This is a genomic window from Arthrobacter sp. MDB1-55, from assembly GCF_059092925.1.
This window is the reverse complement of record NZ_JBNHID010000004.1, coordinates 56516-78075: the sequence shown is the minus strand read 5'-3', so window position 1 is coordinate 78075 and position 21560 is coordinate 56516. Positions and strand designations below refer to the sequence as shown.

The 21560-nt window shown below is 65.1% G+C and carries 18 protein-coding genes and 1 tRNA gene; 6 read left to right on the top strand and 13 right to left on the bottom strand.

Annotated elements, in window-relative coordinates:
* The first annotated feature begins 189 nt into the window (after positions 1–189).
* Entirely contained in the window at positions 190–1413 is a 1224-nt protein-coding gene (locus AC5RU3_RS14970; protein ID WP_458116831.1) for a multidrug effflux MFS transporter, read from the top strand.
* A gap of 83 nt (positions 1414–1496) precedes the next feature.
* Here the strand turns inward: AC5RU3_RS14970 and AC5RU3_RS14965 are convergent, their stop codons facing one another.
* From AC5RU3_RS14965 to AC5RU3_RS14940, 6 genes are all read right to left on the bottom strand, one after another.
* Positions 1497–2975, bottom strand: a complete 1479-nt coding sequence (locus tag AC5RU3_RS14965) for an SDR family oxidoreductase (protein WP_493966072.1) — start codon at positions 2973–2975, stop codon at positions 1497–1499.
* A gap of 105 nt (positions 2976–3080) precedes the next feature.
* A tRNA-Asn gene (locus AC5RU3_RS14960) sits at positions 3081–3153 on the bottom strand.
* Between the two features lie 55 nt (positions 3154–3208).
* Positions 3209–5215, bottom strand: a complete 2007-nt coding sequence (gene dnaG / locus AC5RU3_RS14955) for a DNA primase (RefSeq protein WP_458116829.1) — start codon at positions 5213–5215, stop codon at positions 3209–3211.
* A gap of 64 nt (positions 5216–5279) precedes the next feature.
* Entirely contained in the window at positions 5280–6575 is a 1296-nt protein-coding gene (locus AC5RU3_RS14950) for a deoxyguanosinetriphosphate triphosphohydrolase (RefSeq protein WP_375164440.1), read from the bottom strand.
* A 13-nt stretch (positions 6576–6588) separates the two neighbouring features.
* The gene (gene dusB, locus AC5RU3_RS14945; RefSeq protein WP_309070271.1) at positions 6589–7767 is read right to left on the bottom strand and encodes a tRNA dihydrouridine synthase DusB; all 1179 of its coding nucleotides are present in this window, start codon (positions 7765–7767) and stop codon (positions 6589–6591) included.
* Positions 7768–7812: 45 nt separating this feature from the next.
* Entirely contained in the window at positions 7813–9201 is a 1389-nt protein-coding gene (locus tag AC5RU3_RS14940; protein ID WP_493966071.1) for a YibE/F family protein, read from the bottom strand.
* 170 nt (positions 9202–9371) lie between these two features.
* Here AC5RU3_RS14940 and AC5RU3_RS14935 point away from each other — a divergent pair, with 170 nt between their 5' ends.
* Positions 9372–10121 (top strand): alpha/beta hydrolase, encoded by a 750-nt coding sequence (locus AC5RU3_RS14935; RefSeq protein WP_493966070.1) that lies wholly within the window; start codon positions 9372–9374, stop codon positions 10119–10121.
* 18 nt (positions 10122–10139) lie between these two features.
* Here AC5RU3_RS14935 and AC5RU3_RS14930 read toward each other — a convergent pair whose 3' ends face one another.
* Both AC5RU3_RS14930 and AC5RU3_RS14925 read right to left on the bottom strand, forming a co-directional pair.
* Complete coding sequence (locus tag AC5RU3_RS14930; RefSeq protein WP_493966069.1) at positions 10140–11057, bottom strand: GNAT family N-acetyltransferase; 918 nt, start codon at positions 11055–11057, stop codon at positions 10140–10142.
* Positions 11058–12449 (bottom strand): glycine--tRNA ligase, encoded by a 1392-nt coding sequence (locus tag AC5RU3_RS14925; RefSeq protein ID WP_309072434.1) that lies wholly within the window; start codon positions 12447–12449, stop codon positions 11058–11060.
* A 326-nt stretch (positions 12450–12775) separates the two neighbouring features.
* On the opposite strand from AC5RU3_RS14925, the gene AC5RU3_RS14920 reads away from it, so the two are divergent.
* Positions 12776–13207, top strand: coding sequence for a universal stress protein (locus tag AC5RU3_RS14920; RefSeq protein WP_309072433.1), 432 nt, complete (start codon positions 12776–12778; stop codon positions 13205–13207).
* A 170-nt stretch (positions 13208–13377) separates the two neighbouring features.
* Here the strand turns inward: AC5RU3_RS14920 and AC5RU3_RS14915 are convergent, their stop codons facing one another.
* Positions 13378–13569 (bottom strand): hypothetical protein, encoded by a 192-nt coding sequence (locus tag AC5RU3_RS14915; protein ID WP_309072432.1) that lies wholly within the window; start codon positions 13567–13569, stop codon positions 13378–13380.
* Positions 13570–13787: 218 nt separating this feature from the next.
* Between AC5RU3_RS14915 and AC5RU3_RS14910 the strand changes: the two genes are divergently transcribed.
* The gene (locus AC5RU3_RS14910) at positions 13788–15410 is read left to right on the top strand and encodes a M28 family peptidase (protein ID WP_493966068.1); all 1623 of its coding nucleotides are present in this window, start codon (positions 13788–13790) and stop codon (positions 15408–15410) included.
* 74 nt (positions 15411–15484) lie between these two features.
* Here AC5RU3_RS14910 and AC5RU3_RS14905 read toward each other — a convergent pair whose 3' ends face one another.
* Entirely contained in the window at positions 15485–16453 is a 969-nt protein-coding gene (locus AC5RU3_RS14905; RefSeq protein WP_309072430.1) for a DMT family transporter, read from the bottom strand.
* Between the two features lie 61 nt (positions 16454–16514).
* Between AC5RU3_RS14905 and AC5RU3_RS14900 the strand changes: the two genes are divergently transcribed.
* Positions 16515–16736, top strand: coding sequence for an RNA-binding S4 domain-containing protein (locus tag AC5RU3_RS14900; RefSeq protein ID WP_309072429.1), 222 nt, complete (start codon positions 16515–16517; stop codon positions 16734–16736).
* On the opposite strand, the gene AC5RU3_RS14895 is transcribed toward AC5RU3_RS14900, so the two are convergent.
* Positions 16711–17412 carry an alpha/beta hydrolase gene (locus AC5RU3_RS14895; RefSeq protein WP_309072428.1) on the bottom strand — a complete coding sequence of 234 codons (702 nt, stop codon included), beginning with the start codon at positions 17410–17412 and terminating at the stop codon, positions 16711–16713. The genes AC5RU3_RS14900 and AC5RU3_RS14895 overlap by 26 nt on opposite strands.
* 79 nt (positions 17413–17491) lie before the next feature.
* Here AC5RU3_RS14895 and AC5RU3_RS14890 point away from each other — a divergent pair, with 79 nt between their 5' ends.
* Complete coding sequence (locus AC5RU3_RS14890; RefSeq protein ID WP_493966067.1) at positions 17492–18316, top strand: SGNH/GDSL hydrolase family protein; 825 nt, start codon at positions 17492–17494, stop codon at positions 18314–18316.
* 222 nt (positions 18317–18538) lie between these two features.
* Here AC5RU3_RS14890 and AC5RU3_RS14885 read toward each other — a convergent pair whose 3' ends face one another.
* On the bottom strand, positions 18539–20215 hold the full coding sequence (locus AC5RU3_RS14885) for an HNH endonuclease signature motif containing protein (protein WP_493966066.1): 1677 nt from the start codon (positions 20213–20215) through the stop codon (positions 18539–18541).
* Between the two features lie 205 nt (positions 20216–20420).
* On the bottom strand, positions 20421–21557 hold the full coding sequence (gene metX / locus AC5RU3_RS14880) for a homoserine O-acetyltransferase MetX (protein ID WP_493966129.1): 1137 nt from the start codon (positions 21555–21557) through the stop codon (positions 20421–20423).
* Positions 21558–21560 lie beyond the last annotated feature (3 nt).

Here is a 21560-nt window from a genome sequence, read left to right as displayed (position 1 = left end):
AGCCTGCTGAGCAACGGACCGAAGTTTCCCGCGCCGGGGGGACTGTGCGAGGTTGCGCGGGGGCTCTAAGATGGTTAATGATTCGCCATGGCAACCACTATCTGGGTTCGCCGGCGCTCACCACGTCCCGTCTGCAGCGTCGCAGTGCGACTTCCCCCCGCATCCGCACACATGCCAGTTAGGTAACTGTTGAGTACCATCACGCACCCGGGAGATTCCCTCACCCGGCGTCAGAAGCTGATCTACGTTGTCATTCTCGGCACGCTGACAGCCCTGGGCCCCTTCACCATCGATCTGTACCTGCCGGCATTCCCGGCGCTGCAGGACGACCTCGGAGTCACCGAGGCAGCGGTACAGCTGACCCTGACCGGAACCATCGTAGGCTTCGCGGTGGGACAGCTCATCGTGGGCCCGCTGAGCGACAAGGTCGGTCGGCGCCTTCCGCTCATTGCCGCCACCAGCCTCCATGTTCTTGCTTCCCTCGGTGCTGCCCTGTCCACCGATATCGGGATGCTCATGGTCTTCCGGGTACTGCAGGGAATGGGCGCTGCCGGCGGCGGCGTGGTGGCAATGGCAATGATCCGCGACCTGTTCAGCGGCTACCCGCTGGTGCGCATGCTTTCCTACATGGCGCTGGTCAACGGCATGGCACCGATCTTCGCGCCCGTGATCGGATCCCAGCTCCTGGTGGTCATGCCCTGGCCCGGAATCTTCTGGTTCCTGGCAGCCTACGGATTCCTGGTGATCCTCGCCGTCTCGTCATTCATCATCGAGACGCTGCCGGCCGACCGCCGGAAGGCGTCGTCCTCGACGGCCGTGCAGCGCTACCGGGCCGTCTTGAGCGACAGGGTCTTCATCGGCATCCTGCTGGTCGGCGGCATGAACTTCGCCGGACTGTTCTCATACCTTTCAGCGTCACCATTCCTGTTCCAGGATGTGTACGGCCTTGACCCGCAGCAGTACGGCCTGCTTTTCGCGGTGAACTCGCTCGGCATCGTGGCGGCCGTTCAGACCAGTGCCCGTGTGGTCCGGCGGGTGGGGCCGCAGTGGATCATCGCCTGCTCTACCGTGGTCATGCTTGGGATGGCCCTGCTCATGATCCTCTTCGACTTCCTGGACTTCGGCTTCTGGGGAACCGCCGTTCCGCTCTGGTTCTACATCGCAGCCGCGGGGTTCACCTTCCCGTGCGTCCAGGTGCTGGCGTTGGCCAACCACGGCGCCCAGGCCGGCACTGCGGCTTCACTCCTTGGAGCGACAACCTTCGGACTTGCAGGCATCATCTCGCCGATCGTGGGCGTGCTCGGCATCGCATCCGCCACGCCTATGGCTGCGGTGATGGCTGCCTGCATCGCGCTCGGGATCGTATTCCTCTGGGCGATCGTGCGGCCGCGGACCGTTCCCTCCATCCACTGACCAGCCGGCACGATCAGGACAGCGCAACCAGCCAGCACAACCAGGACAAGGCACAACCAGGAAAGGAAACCGGGCCCGGGCTCTCACCCCTGTTGGTGTGTCCTCTCCGCCGTGCGGGTGATGTTTCGCGCCATTGAGTCGAAGACGACGCCGTGGAACGGCAGCACGCTGAGCCAGTACAGCCTGCCGGCGAGTCCGCGGGGAAAGAAAATGGCGCGCTGGCGGTATTCGCTGGCACCGCCGTCGGGCACTACCGAGAGCTCCAGCCACGCCCTCCCGGGAAGCTTCATCTCCGCCCGCAGGCGGAGTTTTTCGCCGCGCACCAGTTCCTCCACCCGCCAGAAGTCCAGGGCTTCCCCCGCCATCAGCTCGGAGGAGTGCCGGCGCCCACGGCGCAGGCCCACTCCGCCCGCGATCTTGTCGAGCCAGCCACGGGCTGCCCAGGCGACAGGCCAGGAGTACCAGCCGTTCTCCCCGCCGATGCCCTCGATCACCTTCCAGACCGCCGGAGCAGGAGCACTTGAGCGCAAGGAGCGCTCATCCTTGAAGACCGTGTGCCCGGCCCACTGCGGATCGGACGGAAGAGGGTCGGCTACAGCGTCCCGCTGGGAAGCACCCGCCCAGCTCGTTTCCACTTCGCCGGCGCTCATTTTGTTGAGGGCGAGGTCGACGGCGCTGCGATAGTCGGTGAGCCCGCCTTCCGGCTGTGGCAGGTAGTGATGGATATCCGCCTCGGCCGTGACGGCGTCGTGCTGGAGGGATTCGATCAGCGGCATCGCCATGGCCCGCGGAATGGGTGTGACCAGGTTCACCCAGTGTCCTGCCAGACGAGGGGTGAGGACAGGCAGTGCCAGCACCGTCCGGCGTGGCAGGCCGGCGGCCTCCGCGTAGCGCTTCATCATGTCGGCATAGGTCAGGACGTCGCCGGAGCCGAGGTCGAAGGTTCGATTGAGTCCTTCCGGAAGGTCCAGGGCGCCGAGCAGGTAGTGAATAACATCACGCACGGCGATCGGTTCGATGCGGTTCAGGACCCACTTGGGCGCGGGCATGACGGGTAGCACGTCCGATAGATGCCGGATCATTTCGAACGAGGCTGAGCCTGACCCGATGACGACGCCGGCCTGGAACGCGACGGTGGGCACGCCGGACGCCAGCAACGCCTCGCCCACGGCGACGCGGGAGCGCATGTGTGTGGACAGCTTCACATCCTGCGGATGCAGACCCCCAAGGTAGATGATGCGCCGGACCCCGGCCTGTGCCGCGGCCTCGGCGACGGTAGCAACAATCTCAGCCTCACGCCGCTCGAAACCGCGACCTGAGCCCATGGAGTGCACCAGGTAGTAGAGGCTGGTGACTCCCTCGCAGGCACGCCGCATGGTTTCGGGGTCCTGAAGATCACCTTCAATCATCTGGACTTTCCCGGCCCAGGGCACGTCCAGCAGCTTCTGCGGCGTGCGAACCACCACCCGAACCTTCCGGCCCTCGGCAACGAGGCGGGAGACCAGACGTCCGCCGATATATCCGGTGGAGCCGGTGACGAGAACCAGATCGGAGTCAGTCATGCGCCAACCCTACGTCGCGTATCTGGGCGTTGGCCCGAACCGCGGAAACCCTGCACAAGAAGAAAGGCTCCTGACCGGCGAAACCGCAGGTCAGGAGCCTATTTGCTCCCCCGACTGGACTTGAACCAGTAACCCTTCGATTAACAGTCGAATGCTCTGCCAATTGAGCTACGGGGGAAAGCAGCAGGAACAACTCTACATAGGATTTGTGGCGAAGTGAAATTGAGCGCCGGCTAGTCGGATCGCAGGGCGCGGCGCTCCATCTCAAGCTCCATCAGCTCACGGTTCAGCTGCTGAAACTGGGCGGGGTCCGATGCCGGATCGAGCCGCTGAAGTGCGCTCAGCTTCTCCGCCTTGAGTCGGGTGATGCGCAGCTCGGAGAGCCTGTTGAGGATGTCACGGCAGTACATGGCCAGGGCATCGGCGTCCTTTGCGGGCAGCGGGGTCACGGCCAGCTCACTCACAAACCCGCGCAGCACCTCGGGAACCTCCTGGCGCACCCTTTCCACCCAGTTGGACGTGGCACTCGGATCCTGGGAACTGCTCGCCGCAGCCGCCCGGACGGCGTCGTGCAGCGCAGCGTAGGCGGGAACGGAGAACCGCGAATCTCCAAACCTTTCCCACTGGGCGCCATCGAGCAGCTGCGGGTACTGCAGGACCACCTCGAGCGCCTCCCGCTCCATCCGTGCCACGGGGTCACGGGGATCAGGCCGCCGGAACTGGGGCACCTCCTCCACCCGGGCCTGGTCGCCGGCGGAATTGCGTCCCTGGCCCGTGGAAGCGCCGGGAGCGCCCTGCCCGGGCTGGGCCCCGGTGCGCTCCCCCCAGTCGCCCTGCTGCCCATCGCCGGTACGACGGCGGCCCTCTCCCTGGGGCTCCGGTGCCGGCTGCGCCGCGCGCTTCGCAGCGGACGCCACCGCGCGCGCCACCTGGTCCTCGCCCACGAACTGCATGCCCAGCCAGCGGGAAAGCTCCCGCGTGTAGATGGACCTGAGCGAGACGTCGCGAATGTTCGCCACGATGGGAGCCGCGTGCCGAAGAGCCTTCATCTGCCCTTCACCTGTTGTCAGATCAAACTGGTCGAAGGATGCCTTGATCGCAAACTCGAACAACGGACGGCGAGTACTGATGAGATCCTGGACCGCCTGGTCCCCGGCCGTCTGCCGAAGCTCGCAGGGGTCGGCGCCGCCTGCCCCGACGGCGACGTAGGTTTGGGCGTTGAACCGCTGGTCTTCCTCGAAAGCCCGCAGCGCGGCTTTTTGGCCCGCGGCATCGCCGTCGAAGGTGAAGATCACCTCTCCCCCGGTGCCGTCATCGGACAGGAGCCTCCGGGCGATCTTGATGTGCTCGGCGCCGAAGGCTGTACCGCACGTGGCGACCGCGGTGCCCACGCCCGCCAGGTGGCACGCCATGACGTCGGTGTAGCCCTCCACCACCACGAGCTGCCGGGACTTTGCAATCTCCCGCTTGGCAAGATCGATGCCGTAGAGCACCTGTGACTTCTTGTAGAGACTGGTCTCGGGCGTGTTCAGGTACTTTGGCCCCGGGTCGTCCTCGTAGAGCTTGCGGGCTCCGAAGCCGACGGTGTCTCCGGTGATGTCGCGGATCGGCCACATCAGCCTTCCGCGGAACCGGTCGTAGAGCCGGCCTGCGTTGTTCGAGGAGGCGCTGAACATGCCGGTCAGCTTCAGCTCATCGAGCGTGAACCCGCGACCCGTCAGATGGTTGAGCAGCCCGTCCCAGCCCTGCGGTGCGTAACCCACCCCGAAGTGCTCCGCGGCGGTCCGGTCGAAGCCCCGCTCCTGCAGGAAGGACCGCCCCGTCGCGGCCTCGGGAGTGAGCAGCTGGTCCCTGAAGAACTCGGCGGCAATCTTGTGCGCGTCCAGCATGCGCTGGCGCTTTCCGGCGTCCTCGCGTCGGGGGCCTGTTCCGCCGTCCTCGTAGCGCAGCTCGAAGCCGATGCGGGCAGCGAGCTTCTCGACGGTCTCAGCGAACGAGGTGTGGTCCATCTTCTGGACGAAGGAGATGACGTCCCCGCCCTCGCCGCAGCCGAAGCAATGGTACGAGCCCATGTGCGGACGAACATGAAAGGACGGCGAGCGCTCGTCGTGGAACGGGCAGAGCCCCTTCCACGAACCGACGCCGGCAGACTTCAGCGTGACGTAGCCGTCGACTACTTCCTTGATGTCGGTGCGCTGGCGAACCTCATCGATATCTTCACGCTTGATGAGTCCGGCCATGCCATCCAGTCTAGTGTCGGGGTACCGCCCTGCGGTGTCGGACCGGCCTGCCTGTGAACACCCTCTACCAGAGGGCGGGGACCGGCCCCACAACCCTCTCATGCAGCGCGAGCGCGGAGGCATCTGTGAGGGATGCGACCTGGTCGATGACGACGCGGAGGCGTGTGTCGTCGTCATCGGCCTGGCGCCAGTCCGCGGCGAACATCGGCTCAAGGTGACGGTCACCGGCGGCAGCGATCTGCTGGACGAGGGAGGACAGCACTTCGCGCTGCCGTTCGTAGATGGGCTGGCGATGGACGCTGGTCATCACGTAGGTTGTGGCGAGCCCCTTCATGACCGCGATCTCGGTCACGGTGTCCTCCGGGACCACCATCTCTGCCGCGTACCGGGTCAGCGGGTCTGTGCCGTAGATTCCGCGGGTCGTCTCGAGCGCGCTGAGGCAGAACCGGCCGATGAGCTGGCTGGTCATGTTTTTCAGGGCAGCCATGGCTTTCCGGCTGCCGTCCGCTTCGCGCACCCAGACGTCGGTCGCTTCAAGTCGGGCAAGGGCGGCGTCGACGGCGGCGGGGTCCGAGTGCGGCAGGTACCACTGCTGCGTGTACCCCACCACCCGGGCGCGGTGATCCGGGTTGTCCATCCACTTGAGCTGGAAGTGGCCGGCGACAATGGCGTCCTCGACGTCGTGCACCGAATAGGAGATGTCGTCCGCGAGGTCCATGACCTGCGCTTCAAGGCAGGACCGGCCGGCAGGCGCTCCCTGGCGCAGCCAGTTGAACACCGGGAGATCGTCCTCGTAGGCGCCGAACTTCGATGTGCGGTGCCCATGGATGACCGGCGCGTCCGGGGCCGTCCAGGGGTACTTACAGGCGGCGTCGAGGCTGGCACGGGTGAGGTTGAGGCCGGCGGGAGTACCGTCAGCCCGGATGACCTTCGGCTCGAGCCGGGTCAGCAGCCGGAGGGTCTGGGCATTGCCTTCAAACCCGCCGATCGAGTGGGCGAGGTCGTTCAGCGTAGCCTCACCGTTATGCCCGAAGGGCGGGTGGCCGAGATCGTGGGAAAGGCAGGCTGCATCGACGATGTCCGGGTCGCAGCCGAGGGACCGGCCCAGCTCGCGGCCGACCTGGGCCACCTCAAGGCTGTGGGTGAGGCGGGTGCGGACAAAGTCGTCCGTGTCGGGTGCAACCACCTGGGTCTTCGCTCCGAGCCTGCGTAGCGCGGAGGAGTGCAGTACGCGCGCCCGGTCGCGCTCGAAGTGGGTGCGGTGGAGGCTCTTGGGCGGCTCATCCACCCAACGCTGCATGTCGGCGTCTGAATAGCCGGGAGTGATCGGTGAGTCCTGCCGGTCGCTCGAGTTCTGCACGTAGTTCCCTGTCCTATCCACCGGAGACATCAACCTCCGCCGCTGCGATGTCCGCCTGCTGATCAGCGTTCAGTTGGCGGGCTTCGAGCCAGCGGTCAGGCAGTGCAGTGCGCTTCGGGGAACCGGCCCGTCCGCGCGGTCCTTCGGCGTCGGCTCCAGGATACGGGGAGGTCCGGTCCAGCTGGTCCAGTAGTCCGCGCAGGACTTCCAGGGTCGGCACAGTCGCCAGCGCGGCCCGCAGGTCTCCGCCGACCACATACCCCTTGAAGTACCAGGCCATGTGCTTACGGATGTCGCGCAGCGCCATCATCTCGTTGCCGAAGGTGTCGACCAGCAGTTCGGCGTGCCGGTACACCGTGTCCGCCACCTGGCCAAGGCCGGGCCTGTGCCGCTCGTCGCTGCCCTCGAACGCGTTCATGAGGTCACCGAAGAGCCAGGGCCTTCCCTGGCAACCGCGGCCGATGACGACGCCGTCAACGCCGGTCTGCTGCACCATCCGAATGGCGTCTTCCGCGCTCCAGATGTCGCCGTTGCCCAGGACAGGGATGTCCGGCAGTGCCTCGCGAAGCTCCGCGATCGCAGTCCAGTCAGCCTTACCGGAGTAGAACTGGGAGGCTGTGCGTCCGTGCAGCGCGACGGCGGCCACGCCCGCGTCCCTCGCGATCTTCCCTGCCTCGCGGAACGTCAGGTGGTCCTCGTCGATGCCCTTGCGCATCTTGATGGTCAGCGGGATATCCCCGCGTGAGGCTTCCCGGACGGCCGTCTGGACGATGGAGGTGAAGAGGTCGATCTTCCAGGGCAGCGCCGCTCCCCCACCCTTCCGGGTGACCTTGGGAACCGGGCAGCCGAAGTTGAGGTCGATGTGGTCCGCGCGGTCTTCCTCGACGAGGATGCGCACCGCGGCGCCAACCGTCTTGGGGTCCACGCCGTACAGCTGGACGGAGCGGACTTTCTCATCGTCATCGTGCGAGATGATGCGCAGCGACTCCGGGTTGCGTTCAACCAGGGCGCGCGAAGTCACCATCTCGGAGACGTACAGGCCGCCTCCGTATTCGCGGCAGAGCCTACGGAACGCGGTATTGGTGATGCCCGCCATCGGAGCGAGAACCACGGGAGTATCCACGGTGATCCCGCCCAGGCGAAGCGGCGGCAGGTCGAGCCGCGTGGCGGTACTTGTTGGTGCAATGCTCACCCGTCCATTGTCGCAAGGCGGGGCAAATCGAGGTGCCGTGACGGATTAGCGGGAGTTCTGCCCGCGCAGGGCCCGCCGGCTCGGCAGACCCTCCGCCGCTCCCGGCGCTGCAGGAACTGCGCCGACCACCCCGGATTCTCCAGATGCGAGCACGGCGGGCGTGACGTCGTCGTCGTACGGGTAGTTGGAAGCGCGGACGCCGACCGCCTTGACCACCAGAACGGCAATGAGCGTGGTGACCGGGATAGCGAGCACCAGGCCGATCGAGCCCACCAGGGTCCGCACCACCTCCTCGGCGAGTTCTCCACTGGTCAGTGTGGTCATGAGGGAGGAATCCTGCAGGGACACGAGGATCAACAGCGGCAGCGCGGCCCCGGCATACGCGAAAGCGATCGTGTAGACAGTCGAGGCGATATGGTCGCGGCCGATACGCATGGCACCGGTGAAGAGCCGTCGCGTGGACGTGTGCGGCGCAATCTCATACAGCTCCCAGACGGCCGACGACTGCGTGATGGTGACGTCGTTGAGGACACCGAGCCCGGAAATAATCAGCCCGCACAGAATGATTCCGGAGAGCGATATTTCCGGCGAGGCGTTGATGAGCGCACTCGAACTGTCGCTTCCCACACCGGTGAGATTCGCGGTGTCAGTCGCCCACGCTGCGAGCAGCGCGGTGATCCCCAACCCAAAGATTGTGCCCAGCAGCGCTGTCGACGTTCGCGCGGAGAAACCGTGCGCGAAGTAGAGCACCCCGATCATGATCACCACCGAGCCCACGAGGCCCAGCAGCAGCGGCGGCTTGCCCTCGACCAGCCCGGGCAGCATGAACTGGGCGAGGATGAACAGCGCGCCCACCAGTCCGATGATCGCCCGCAGTCCGCGCCAGCGAGCAACGGAAACAACGACGACGGCGTAGAGCACCGCGAGCGCCGCTACCGGCAGCGTGCGGACGAAATCAACGAAGATGTACGGGGCACCGGATGCGGTAACGACCTCCTCGAGATTCAGGTAGCGGATTGAATCCCCCGCGTCGACCTGCCCGGAGCGGGCAACCTCCGGGTTCAGTTCCACCGGCACGGGTGAGCCGCCGGCGTCGGGCTGGGTGTAGGCGACCTGACACTGCTGGGCCTCCCCGCCGGCGTCGACAGTCGGCTGGGAGGAGGGGCAATCCTCAAGCACAACACGCTGGACCGTCCCTACGTCCATGGACGTGCCGGCCGCGGTGGCCAGCGGGTTCGCTACTGTGATGTCTGACCTGTCGCCGCTCGGCCACAGCAGCATCATGCCGATCAGCGTGATCACTCCCAGCGGAACCAGGATGGCGGCGAGAAGGAAGTTCGCGCGCCTGCGGGTACCTGCCAGGGCCGCATTCTGCTCAGGGGTGGGAGCCGCCGATCCGGCTGCATCCGAGTGGTGGATATGGCTGTGGCCCAAGAACCCGTCCCTTGCTGTTGTTGTGCTGCCGACAGATGGAAGTCACCATCCGCTACATAACCCCCGAGGATTCTACTCAGGTGCTCCCGGGAAGCTGCCGGACGGCTCGTGCGTTATATGGATACGGCGCTCGATGCCCGCGCTATTGAACATGAGGAGCGTGTTCGGTGATGAGAAGGTTCAGTGAGGCCCGCGACGCTGTGGCAGAGGCAACAGCGCATGCCCCGACAGTGAGGGTACGTCCGGCGGCTGCGGAGCCCCGCGGCGTTGCACTGGTGCTGCACGGCGGACGGGCGAACAGCTTCGAACCGGTCAGGCCGCGGCACCTGAGCCCGGCACGTATGGTTCCCATTGCGCGGCAACTGCATGCGTGGGGTTCTTCTGCCGGCCTGGAGACGTGGAACCTGCTCAACAGTGTGCGCGGATGGAACGGCGAGCTGATGTCCCCGTTGCGTGATGCGCGGTGGGCGCTCGAGCGGATTCACGAACAGCATCCCGGCCTGCCGGTATATCTCCTGGGTCACTCGATGGGCGGCCTCACAGCGCTGTGTGCAGCGGAAGATCCCCTGGTTCGCGCCGTCGTCGCACTTGCTCCATGGGTGGACAGCACGACGCCGGTGCAGCATCTGGCCGGGCGGCGTGTTCTGATTGCCCACGGCGATGCAGACACCTGGACCTCGCCGCACCAGTCACTGCTCTACGCGCAGCGACTCCAGGGCATCGCCGACGACGTCCGTTACGTCACCATCGCGGGAGCCGGCCACTTCATGGTCACGAAACTCCCCCTCTGGCACGACCTCGCGGTGTCGTACCTGCTGGACGGTTTCGCGCGGGACACCGGCGCTCCGGTACGTACGAGGCACCTCCGCCGGGCGGCCGAACTGGCCGCCCAGCCCTCCCCGCTTGCGGTGGTGCTGTAACACCGCCCACCCGGGACGTCAGTCGCTGACGACCCGGGTTTCGGCTACGACCTCAGCGGATCCGGTGGCCAGAAGGGGATCCAGCACTTCGACCAACGCTGCCATGGAGTCATCCACCTCCACCTGGACCGGGTACTGGTACACCAGCATCGCCAGCAGGGACGCCACGGCAGCGCTCTGTTCGCTGGGCTGGAGGGTGGTGTCGTAACCGATCAGTACATCGGCCGGGGCATCCGTCCGACTCTGCGTGTAGCTCAGCGCAAACGCGGCGATCTTGCCGCCGGCGCTCTTCGGCCGATCCCGCAGTACGACAGCTCCGCCGGCACCGGCGGTGTCGGCGAGCAGGAACTGCTGCGCCTGACCCAAAGACATGTCGGCGGGGTCCCAGGCGTGTACCGCGTTGTACCACTCGGTCACTGCCCTGGTGAGCTCTACGGAACCGGTGGCTGCTTCCTCAAGCTGGGGGCCGTCGTCGTCCGTGAAGTTCGGAACGGCGAGCGCACCCGGGTTCACCTCGACAATCCGGGAACGCTGGATCCCGCGGAGTCCGGCAGCTTCAGCGAACGCCGCGCCGCCGGAGCCGGGCACCACTTTGGCGCGCAGGGTGGACACGCCCGACGGCGACCTGCCGGCCTCGTGGCGAAGCATCCCGAGGAGGGTGGCGCCGATGCCGGAGCGGCGGTGGTCCTTGCCGACCTCGACGTACGCCCACAACCGCCGGTTGTGAAGCTTCGGCTCGAATACGTAGCCGGCGGCTACGGGTACCGCTACGCCGTCCACGGTGTCCTCAGCGACGATGCAGCGCAGCCATGGGGAGTCCGACGACGGCCGGAACAGCGCGCGGGACTGTTCTGCCGGCGGGCTTTCAGGCCCGCCCCACAGCTGCACGAGTTCGAGGTCGTCGCCTTCACGCCAGGGGCGGTACTGGATTGCCACTTAGGCGCCCACCAACCGCTGCGCGAGGTAGCCCTCGACCTTGTCCAGCGATACCCGCTCCTGCGCCATGGTGTCGCGCTCCCGGATGGTGACGGCCTGGTCCTCGAGGGTGTCGAAGTCCACTGTGATGCAGAAAGGGGTGCCGATCTCGTCCTGGCGGCGGTAGCGGCGGCCGATGGCGCCCGCGTCGTCGAAGTCGATGTTCCAGTTCTTCCGGAGCTGCGCGCCGAGGTCCTTCGCCTTGGGTGAAAGGTCCTCGTTGCGGGACAGCGGAAGTACGGCGGCCTTGACGGGCGCGAGACGCGGGTCGAGCTTCAGGACTGTGCGCTTGTCGACGCCGCCCTTCGCATTGGGTGCCTCGTCCTCGGCGTAGGAGTCCACGAGGAACGCCATGAAGGACCGGGTCAGGCCGGCGGCAGGCTCGATCACGTACGGGGTGTAGCGCTCATTGGTGGCCTGGTTGAAGTAGCTCAGGTCGGTGCCCGAGTGCTTCGAGTGCGTGGAGAGGTCGAAGTCGGTGCGGTTGGCGATGCCCTCGAGCTCGCCCCACTCCGAGCCCTGGAACCCGAACCGGTACTCGATGTCGGTGGTGCCCTTTGAGTAGTGGCTCAGCTTCTCCTGCGGGTGGACGAAGAGGCGCAGGTTGTCCGGATTGATGCCAAGGCCCGTGTACCAGTCGAAGCGTTCCTTGATCCAGTACTCATGCCACTCGTCGTCGGTGCCGGGCTCGACGAAGAACTCCATTTCCATCTGCTCGAACTCGCGGGTGCGGAAGATGAAGTTTCCGGGGGTGATCTCGTTACGGAAGCTCTTGCCGATCTGGCCGATGCCGAACGGCGGCTTCTTGCGGGAGGTCGTGAGCACGTTGTTGAAGTTCACGAAGATGCCCTGGGCCGTCTCGGGGCGCAGGTAATGCAGGCCCTCCTCGTTGGCGACGGGGCCGAGGAAGGTCTTGAGCAGACCGGAGAATTCCTGCGGCTCGGTCCACTGGCCGCGGGTGCCGCAGTTGGCGCAGGCGATATCGGCGAGACCATTCTCGGGTGCCCGGCCCTTCTTCTCCTCGTACTCTTCCTCGAGGTGATCCGCGCGGTAGCGCTTATGGCAGGACAGGCACTCCACCAGCGGGTCCGAGAAAACCTCGACGTGGCCGGACGCTTCCCACACCTGGCGGGGAAGGATCACTGAGGAATCAAGGCCGACGACGTCTTCACGGCCCCTGACCATCGACTGCCACCACTGGCGCTTGATGTTTTCCTTCAGCTCGGCTCCGAGTGGACCATAGTCCCAGGCGGACCGCGAGCCGCCGTAGATTTCACCGGCCTGGAAAACGAAGCCACGCCGCTTGGCGAGGGAAATGATTGGGTCCAGGGCGGAAACCTGCTTGGCCACGATGAATGCCATCCTCTACATGTTTGGACAGGCCGCTGGGTGCGGTCGTCGACGTGCCGCCGGACAGCGCAGCAGACGGCGATTGAGCGCGAGCTGCCGCGCCGAATGCGGGCGGGCGAAGGTACCACCTTAGCCTACCGAAACCACGTCGACGGCGACGCCCGCCAGACGTCATGCCCAGCGGCAGATCACCGGACATTGCTTCCCGGAATGCGGTCCGGGAATGATTCGTCTCCCATACTGGTAAGGATGTCGGTCCGGGGTGCAAACCCTCGGGTCCAGTTTCCAGACACCGCACCGACGGTGTCGCGTATCAAGGAGGATGCACCATGGCAGGAGTTGTTCTTGTGGGAGTCGACGGTAGCGACACGGCTTTCAAGGCCGCTACCCGGGCGGCCGAACTGGCTAGTGGCCTGGGGACCGAGCTCGTCGTGCTGAGTGCGCATGTGCAGGACAACACGGAGATCGTGAAGATCGGGAGCGACACCTACATCCTCGACGACGCCGAGCGCGCCCTGTCGCTGGCTGGACGCGTTGCAGAGCAGCTGCGTGCAGATCATTCCGGCCTTTCAATCCGTCCGGCGGCCCGCCGCGGGAAACCACAGGACGCGCTGGTCGAAGAAGCCAAGAGTTCCAACGCCCAGCTGCTGGTGGTCGGCAATGTCGGGATGAAGGGCCTGGGTCGCGTTCTGGGTAGCGTCGCAAGCAGTGTTGTCCACGGCGCACCATGTGACGTTTTGGTGGTCAGGACCGCGTCCTGATCCTGGCACTATGACTTTCCGGCGCCCTTTCCATTCAGCGCCGATCGTAAGCAGCGCCGATCGTAAGCGGCGCCGACCGTAAGCGGCGCCAATCGTAAGCAGCGCCGACGCGGCAGTTCGGCGGTGGGTTCCCAAGCGAGGTTGGGCGGCCCACCGCCGGTGCCTGGGGTTTAGCGCCGGTTGAGGATGCTGCGGAGGATTCCGCCCACGCCTCCCGTGCCACCCCTGTTGACTCCGCCGCGTCCAGTGGACATACCGCGTCCGGTGGACATCCTGCCGGTCCGAGGCGTGCGCCGGGTGGTGCCGCCTGACCTGCCGCCCAACTGGCTGGCAGCGCTTCGAATGATGTTGCTCAGGCCCATGGAGTTCTCCTTTGCGTAGAACTGGATACCCGGTTCGGGATTCCGACCCTACGCCCCTCAGCCGCGCTTCGCCACAACCCTTTCCCCTGCCCGTACCGGTCCCTTGACGCGGTGCGAGGACTATCCATACATTGAGCGAACCCCTGTGGCGTGATCCGCGCCACAGGGGTTCTAGTGTCCGCGACCGCAGGCACATCTGTGCGACAGAAGGAACAACGGTGATCCCTAACGCTCTCTACAAGCGCGCCCATTTTGGGCGTGCATCCCTGGCTTTTGCTGGCGGGCTTGCGCTTGTCGCTTCGGCCGGGCTGGCAGCAACCGCCGTGCCAACCCACGAGAACAGCAACAACAACACTTCCCAGAAACTGCGCAACGCCGTCACGGTTGACCGGGTGGTCGGCCATCTCGATGCCCTGGATTCCGTTGCGGTGGCGCACGGCGGGACCCGCGCATCCGGCACCGCCGGCTACGACGAATCAGTGAACTACGTCGTTGGAAAACTGCAGGCTGCCGGATACACCCCGACGGTGCAGGAATTCACGTTCCCCTACTTCCAGGAGTTGAGCCCTTCCGTCCTGACACAGGTCAGCCCCACCGCGGTGAACTACCCGGCTGGTACCTTCGCCACCATGACCTACTCCGGCGCCGGAGACGTTACCGGCTCCTTTACGACAGTGGACACTACGGGCGCCGTTGGAGCCGGTAACACCAGCGGCTGCGAAGCCGCCGACTTCGCAGGTTTCCCGACCGGCTCAATTGCATTGGTACAGAGAGGAAGCTGTCCCTTTGCTCAGAAGGCAAGCAATGCTGCAGCAGCCGGCGCCACCGCCGTCGTCATCTTCAACACGGGGCTTGCCGGCAGCACAGGCCCGATCGCCGGTACGCTGGGCGCTCCGGGAATCACCATTCCGGTGCTTGGGGCCAGCTACGACGTCGGTGTCGGCCTGATGGGTGACGGTGTCACCGGCCGGGTCGCGGCCGACACCATCTCGGAGAACCGGAAGACCGCCAACGTGCTCGCTGAGACCGCGTCCGGAGATGCCGACAACGTTGTGATGGTGGGAGCGCACCTCGACAGCGTGCAGGCGGGTCCCGGTATCAATGACAATGGCACCGGAAGCGCCGCAATCCTCGCCGTCGCGGAATCGATGAGCAAGGTCCAAACCGCCAACAAGGTCCGTTTCGCCTGGTGGGGTGCAGAGGAGCAAGGACTGCTGGGCGCACACCACTATGTCAATGGTGCTGTGGCGTCCGGCGAGTTGGCCAAGGTCGGCCTGTACCTGAATTTCGACATGATCGGCTCGCCGAACTTCGGCCGCTTCGTGTATGACGGCGACAATTCCGCCTTCCCCGTCGGGCCCGGCGCTGCTGCGGGACCGGCAGGATCGGGGCAAATCGAACAGGACTTCCACGACTACTTCGCCGCGGAAGGACTCCCCTCCGGGGAGACAGCATTCAGCGGCCGCAGCGACTATGGGCCCTTCATCGCGCAGGGTGTCCCCGCCGGGGGGCTCTTCACGGGCGCTGAGGGCGTCAAGACTGAGGAACAAGCCATGCTGTTCGGCGGCGTTGCAGGGGCACCCTACGATGCCTGCTACCACGCTGCGTGCGACGACACCGGCAACGTCAGCATTGAGTCGCTGGACCAGATGAGCGATGCCATCGCCCACCTAACGCTCACCTACGCCCTAAATACGACGGCGGTGAACGGCGTCGGTGACAACGTGAAGGGCAACTTCAAGCAAAAGACCAGCTTCGACGGCAACCCTCTGGGCGGCGGCACGGAGAGCGGCGGCGGACTCCACCCGGAGCACGATCACGACGAACTGGTTGACCAGTAACACGAACCAGCAAGACAAGGACGGGACGGTTCACCGGTACAGGTGACCCGTCCCGTTCTGCTCCAGGCGGTCGATCAGGAGCGCTTAAGGAGGCCCCGGCTCCAGGGGAGGGTTGTCAAAATAATCGCTCCGAGGGCAAGGACAGGCCCTGCAACCGTGGCGAAGACGACGACCGTACCCGGCGTCGGCAACACAAGGTCCAGTGCCAGCGAACCCAGCAGCTGGCCCGCGATCATGCCGAGGCCAGTGAGGAGGACGCCCAGGGACCGCACGAGGAGCGCCCCGATCCCGATGAAAACGCACCCCATCGGCCCGCCGAGGTAGTACCACCAATCCCCCGGCAACGGCTCAGGCGGTCCAACCGCGATCAGCTTCACGAGCCACGCAGCAAGCAGCAGCGTCGACCCGGCAACAAAGTTCATGAGCGTCGCTGTGATCGGAGTGCCGTACTGCATGGCGGCTGTTCCGTTCATCGCCTGCTGGAAGCTCACCAGTATGCCCGCCGCAATGGGAAGCAGGAGCGGCAGGATGAGTGCCGCCGTCGTGCCCGTTTCTCCTAGCCGGGGCGACACCGCCCAGATGACCGCCGCGACGGTCAGCGCTACCCCGATCACACGCATCGGCGTGATGACACGTCGACCGCCCGGCCCGATACCCATCCGGTCAACAGCGAGCCCGCTGAGCGTCTGGCCCATCACGGCGGCAACGGTGAACAGCGCCACTCCGAGGATCGAAATGGTGAGTGCCTGCGAGAAAACGAACAGTGCGCCGATGGTGCCGGCCGCGAGGTAGATGCGGGGAAAGCGGCGCTCCCGTACGGCGGGAATCAGCTGCGCGAACCCCGCCCTGCCGCGTGGCAGCAGGAGGGAGATGAGGATCATCAGCACCAGTCCGGTTCCGAAACTGATGAGTGCGGCGGCAAGGCCGTCCTTGAGGGTTTGTCCGAGGGCGCCGTTGATCCTGCTTTGGAGCGGGATAGCCACTCCGGCGGCGACCGCCAAGGGAAGACCGACGACGGCGGGAAGGTGGCGGGCGCGAGACACCCGTTAACCCTAGGTCACTGATCCGCGAGGAGCAGGTGCGGAGGGCAGGCATGATGGAACTATGAGCAAAGACACTGAGGTTCCGATCCGCGATTCAATGATCAGGCTGGGCCAGCTGGTCAAACTGGCCAACCTTGCCGAGGACGGCGTAGAGGCCAAGGAACTTATCGAGAACGGAATGGTGAAGGTCAACGGCGAAATTGAGGATCGCCGGGGACGGCAGCTTCATGCCGGAGACGCCGTCACCGTCAACGGCGTTACCGTGACCGTGGTGTCCGGCTGACCCCTGGCACAACCATCTGCAGAAACTCCCGGACGTGACCCAGCTCCTGGGCGTTGATGCTGTGGTACATCCCTGCGTAGAGCACCTTGGTGAGCTTCGTATGGCGGTTCAGCCAGCCGTGGGTGAACTCGATGCGATCGGACGGGATGACCGGGTCTTCCTGGTCGCGGCCCCAGAAAAATGGCACCGGATTCGCTTCGAGCGCTTCGTCTTTGAAGAACCCACTGTCTTCAGCTGGCACGACAAAACCCGAAAGCCCGACGACGGCGGCATAGTCGGTGGGGCGGGCCCGCAGCATGGAGCTCGCCACCGCCATGCCCATGGAGAAGCCGAGCAGGGTCACGCTCGAATGGGGTTCCTTGATGGTGTCCACCCAGTCAATGACGTCCTGAACCGCTGCGGTGACCTTGTCCACGGAGTATGCGGTGTCCTGCATCAGGGGGAACCAGGTGAAGCCTGGACCCTGTGCCACCGGTGCGCGGACGGATGCCACCGTGAATTCATCGGGGAGGAAGTCCAGGATGCCCATGAGGTCTTCCTCGTTTGCCATGTGCCCGTGCAGCAGCACCAGCAGCGGGGTGCCGGCACGTGAATCTTCGGGCTTCGACCAGACAACGACGGGTTCTTTTCCGGAAGCGGGCACAGCGTTGCCGTCAGGCGAGGGAAGAGTGGTCATTGCTCCATGGTGGCATGATTCGTCCGGCGGCCGGGAACCAGCGTTCGCGTAGCCTGCCCTTGCTTGGCAGGATGGCGGAGTGACCGAGACACAGGAAGAGTTGAACGAATACCCCCATCCCTGGAACCGTTATGTCGCCCTCGGTGACTCCTTCACCGAGGGGATCGGTGATCCTAGTCCTGATAGTCCAGGTGGCTTCCGTGGCTGGGCTGACCGGGTGGCGGAAGAGCTGAGCCGGGGGCATGACAACTTCGCGTATGCGAATCTGGCTGTTCGCGGCAGGCTGCTGCAGCAGATCATCGACACGCAGGTCGAACCGGCCGTCGCACTGAAACCGGATCTGGTGACCCTCTCGGCCGGTGGGAATGACCTTTTGAGGCCGGGAGGAGACCCGGATCGCCTAGCGGCCAAGCTCGACGGCGCTGTACAGGTGCTGGGTTCACAGGGCGCCACAGTCGTGCTGTTCACCGGGCCGGACGTGCGCGACACCGTGCTGGGCGGAATCCGTGCGAAGACAGCGATCTTCAACGAGAACCTGCGCATCATCGCTGCCAGGCACGACGCCGTCATCGCAGACATGTGGGCGCTCCGGCAACTGGTGAACCCTCAGATGTGGGCCGAGGACAGGCTGCACTTCTCTCCGTTGGGACATCACACGATCGCCATGATGGTGCTGGAGACTCTTGCCGTCAGTCATCAGCTGCGACCGCTGGAACCAAAGCCCTTGCCGCCGAAGAGCTGGCGGGTAGCGCGAAGTGAGGACCTTGTGTGGGCGCGCGAGTACTTTGTGCCGTGGGTGTTGCGGCGGATCCGCCACCGTTCCTCCGGGGACGGCATCACGGCCAAACGGCCGGAGCCGACGCCGATCTTCGGGCCGGGGATGCCGCCCGGAGCTGCGAGCTGATCTTGCCGTTGGTCGGACGCTGGGCGCGAAGAAACGTCTTGAGAGTCCCTGCTGCCAGACGCAGTGAAACGCCTCCGAGTCTAGCTACCGGGCAGCGAAAGCACCTGAAGTCCCGCCACCGGGCAGGGAAAAGCACCCTGTCCCGCTACCGGGCGCGGTGAAACACCCAGAAGTGTCCACTACCGGGGGCGGATATGCGTGCGGCGTTACGGGCGGGTTCTGCTAGAAGGGCGGAGGGGGCTCAGGCAAGGTGGTGTAGGTTTGCCCGCCGATAGAGGTGAGGTGTGGTGTGCCTTGCTCGTCCTGGCCGGCAGGCCAGATGCCTTCGGTTTTGAGCTTGTGATGGAGCTTGCATCTGGGTTTGAGGTTCTCGAGTTCGGTGCGGCCGCCGTGAGCCCAGGGGACGACATGGTCGATTTCGCAGGACCAGGACGATCGATTACATCCCGGATGAACGCAGGTGGGATTGCTGATCCGGACCCAGTCCTGCAAGTGCTTGGGCGGGCGGTATCTGTCACGGCCGACGCTGAGTACTGCCCCTGTTTCGGGGTGAACCAGAATCCTGGTGAAACTCGGTGCGTGGGCTGCGAGTTTCGCTGCGGTGTCCGGATCGATCGGTCCGTACCCGTCCAGCAACCCGTTCGAGCAGCCAGCAAGGTCGGGCACGCTACCACGAGCGTCAGAGCCAGAACCGGAACCGGAGCCGGAGTCGGAACCAGGGCCCGCCGCTGTGGCATCCGAACCGGTGCCGACACTCGCAGCCGCACCGACAACCGTGTCGTTGAGGGAAGCCGGTGCCTTCTGAAGACCGCCTCGCTTCGGGTTCGCACTCTGTTCGGTGGTACTGTGCCAGTCTTCCCGACGGTGGCCCAGGAGCGTCATGACGGGGACTGTGACGAACACATTCGCTCCAATACCCCTGTACCCCGTGCCCTTCTTCGGGTTTCCGGTGCAGGTGTGGGTCAGGACGTCCGCAAAGACATCGGCACGCAGCTGCGATAGCGTTCGTAGCTCTTCGGGTCCCTGCAGTGAGCGGGCTGCGGCGTCGACCCGGTTGAAGATTCCGTGCGCCTGCTCCGCGGGCAGATACGCGCCCAGCCATGCCATGCCGTCTTGCTCCGGCTGCACGCTCACGTCCCGGTCCTGCACCGCCCGAGCCTTCCGCTCGATGATCGATTCAGGATGCAGCTCCTCCCGCAACCTCCGACAACGCCTAGCGAGCTTCGGCCGGGTCAACCCGCCTGCCGTCTCCAGAATCGTCTGTTCAAATCCGGCCAGGGACTCGGCTGGAATGGCCCCGGATTCCTCGACGATGACCTGTGCCTGGACCTGACTGATCCTGCCGTCATCGAGCGCTTTCCACGTTTCCGGCAGGTTCTCGGTTAGGCGTAGCGCTTCACCAAGCATCATCTGCGCGGTTCGGGCGGGAACCCGCAGCAGTGGGGCGATCTCCTGCGCAGCCAGCGTGAAACTGAACCGCGAATCCAACCTTGCGGTCCGGGTGCCCTCCTCCCGGTGCACCTCGTGGAACACATCCGCCACCAGGCAGGCGCGCCGGGCGGCTACCCAGGAAACCAACCGGTCCGCAGCCCGCAGCATGTCCAGGGTGTCACTCAGTACCCGCCACCGACCCACCGCATCCGGTTGCCCGGACCTTTGCGACCGCCGTGCATGTGGGGACGTTGCTTCCATCAACCGCGACATCAACTCATACGGGGAAGCTTCCTCCACCACAGCACGGGCATGCGTATCGATGCCGGATGCGTTCAGCCCGTCGATCTCCCAGCCGAAGGCGGCTTCAAAATCATCCTCCGACCAATCCCGAGACGCCTCGGCATACATCTCATCAAGAGCCGCCTCATAGGCGTCCCCACCAACCTCCGCGCTCCCCAACTCCATACAAAACACTCAATCATCCACCACCGACAATTTCGGATCCGGACTCGGAGGCTGATGATCATCCTGCCGGCATTTCCCAACAGCGGACGAGGATGATCTGTTCAGGTCCTCGCAGCACGTTTGAAGCATCTACTCCCGTTGCTCCTGCGTTGCTCTAACTACCGAATGGAGCCAGCCCGAACAGAAGGCCACCCAACCTTCGGGGCTAAGCAGCGCCGTCGTCGTCGTAGAAGGCCGCGTGCAGGGCGGGTTCCAGCTGGCCGATCTCCGTGAGGAATGCGTCATGGCCAATAGGAGAGGTAATGGTATGGACAGCCACATTGCCCGGCAGTGCAGACGCCAGCTCGAAGGACTGGGCCGGCCAGTAGAGACGGTCCGAATCAACCGCAGCGATGAAGAATTTCGCTTTCGTGTCCGCCAGGGCTGTTGTCAGGCTGCCACGGTCACGGGCAACGTCATGGCTCATCAGCGCTTCGGTGAGGACCACATAACTGTTGGCATCGAACCGGCGAACCAGCTTATCCGCCTGATGATCGAGGTAACTCTCAACCTGGTAACGCCCCCGTTCGTGCGGTAAGGCTGCCCCGAACGGCTCCTCAAGCCCCTGCGCAGCCCGTCCGAACCGATGGCCAAGCTCCGCCTCTGAACGGTAGGTGATATGCGCGATTCGCCGTGCCAGCCCCAAGCCCCTCTCCGGACCCGCAGATCCGTAGTAATCTCCGCCGGCAAACCGTGGATCCAGCCTGATGGCCTGAACCTGCGCCTGCGCAAAGGCAATCTGCTCCGCTGTGCTCGCCGCACCGCAGGCGATGACGGCGCAATTCCGTACTCTCTCGGGATGGGTGACCGCCCATTCGAGAGCCCGGGCTCCTCCCATCGAGCCGCCAAGCACGGAATGCCAGGTGCTGATCCCTAGCAGATCGGCAAGCAACGCCTCGGCACGCACCGAGTCGCGGATGGTGACGAAGGGAAACCGCGAACCCCACGGCCTGCCCTCCGGATCAAGCGATGCAGGTCCAGTCGACCCGTAACAACCACCGAGCATGTTGATGGAAACCACGAAGTAGCGGTCAGTGTCGATGGTGCGGCCCGGTCCCACCAGTCCGTCCCACCACCCGTCTTCCGTCGATTCCCCACGGGCTACGTGGGAACTGCCGGTGAGCGCATGCTCGACGAGCACGGCATTGGAGGCATCAGCGTTGAGGGTGCCCCACGTCTCATACGCGAGTACGACGTCGGGCAAGTGACCGCCCGTTTCCAGCGTCAAGGGACCGATGGAAAGCCGTTGGACGACGACGCCCTCCACCTTTGTCGCCTGGGGATGCGGTTCAACCGTGGTGATGCC

Bases quoted from the DNA above. Each gene is read 5' to 3' on its own strand.
- AC5RU3_RS14965 (WP_493966072.1), bottom strand. From the start codon at position 2,975: ATGACTGACTCCGATCTGGTTCTCGTCACCGGCTCCACCGGATATATC.
- dnaG (WP_458116829.1), bottom strand. From the start codon at position 5,215: ATGGCCGGACTCATCAAGCGTGAAGATATCGATGAGGTTCGCCAGCGC.
- AC5RU3_RS14935 (WP_493966070.1), top strand. From the start codon at position 9,372: ATGAGAAGGTTCAGTGAGGCCCGCGACGCTGTGGCAGAGGCAACAGCG.
- AC5RU3_RS14920 (WP_309072433.1), top strand. From the start codon at position 12,776: ATGGCAGGAGTTGTTCTTGTGGGAGTCGACGGTAGCGACACGGCTTTC.
- AC5RU3_RS14915 (WP_309072432.1), bottom strand. From the start codon at position 13,569: ATGGGCCTGAGCAACATCATTCGAAGCGCTGCCAGCCAGTTGGGCGGC.
- AC5RU3_RS14900 (WP_309072429.1), top strand. From the start codon at position 16,515: ATGAGCAAAGACACTGAGGTTCCGATCCGCGATTCAATGATCAGGCTG.
- AC5RU3_RS14895 (WP_309072428.1), bottom strand. From the start codon at position 17,412: ATGACCACTCTTCCCTCGCCTGACGGCAACGCTGTGCCCGCTTCCGGA.
- AC5RU3_RS14885 (WP_493966066.1), bottom strand. From the start codon at position 20,215: ATGGAGTTGGGGAGCGCGGAGGTTGGTGGGGACGCCTATGAGGCGGCT.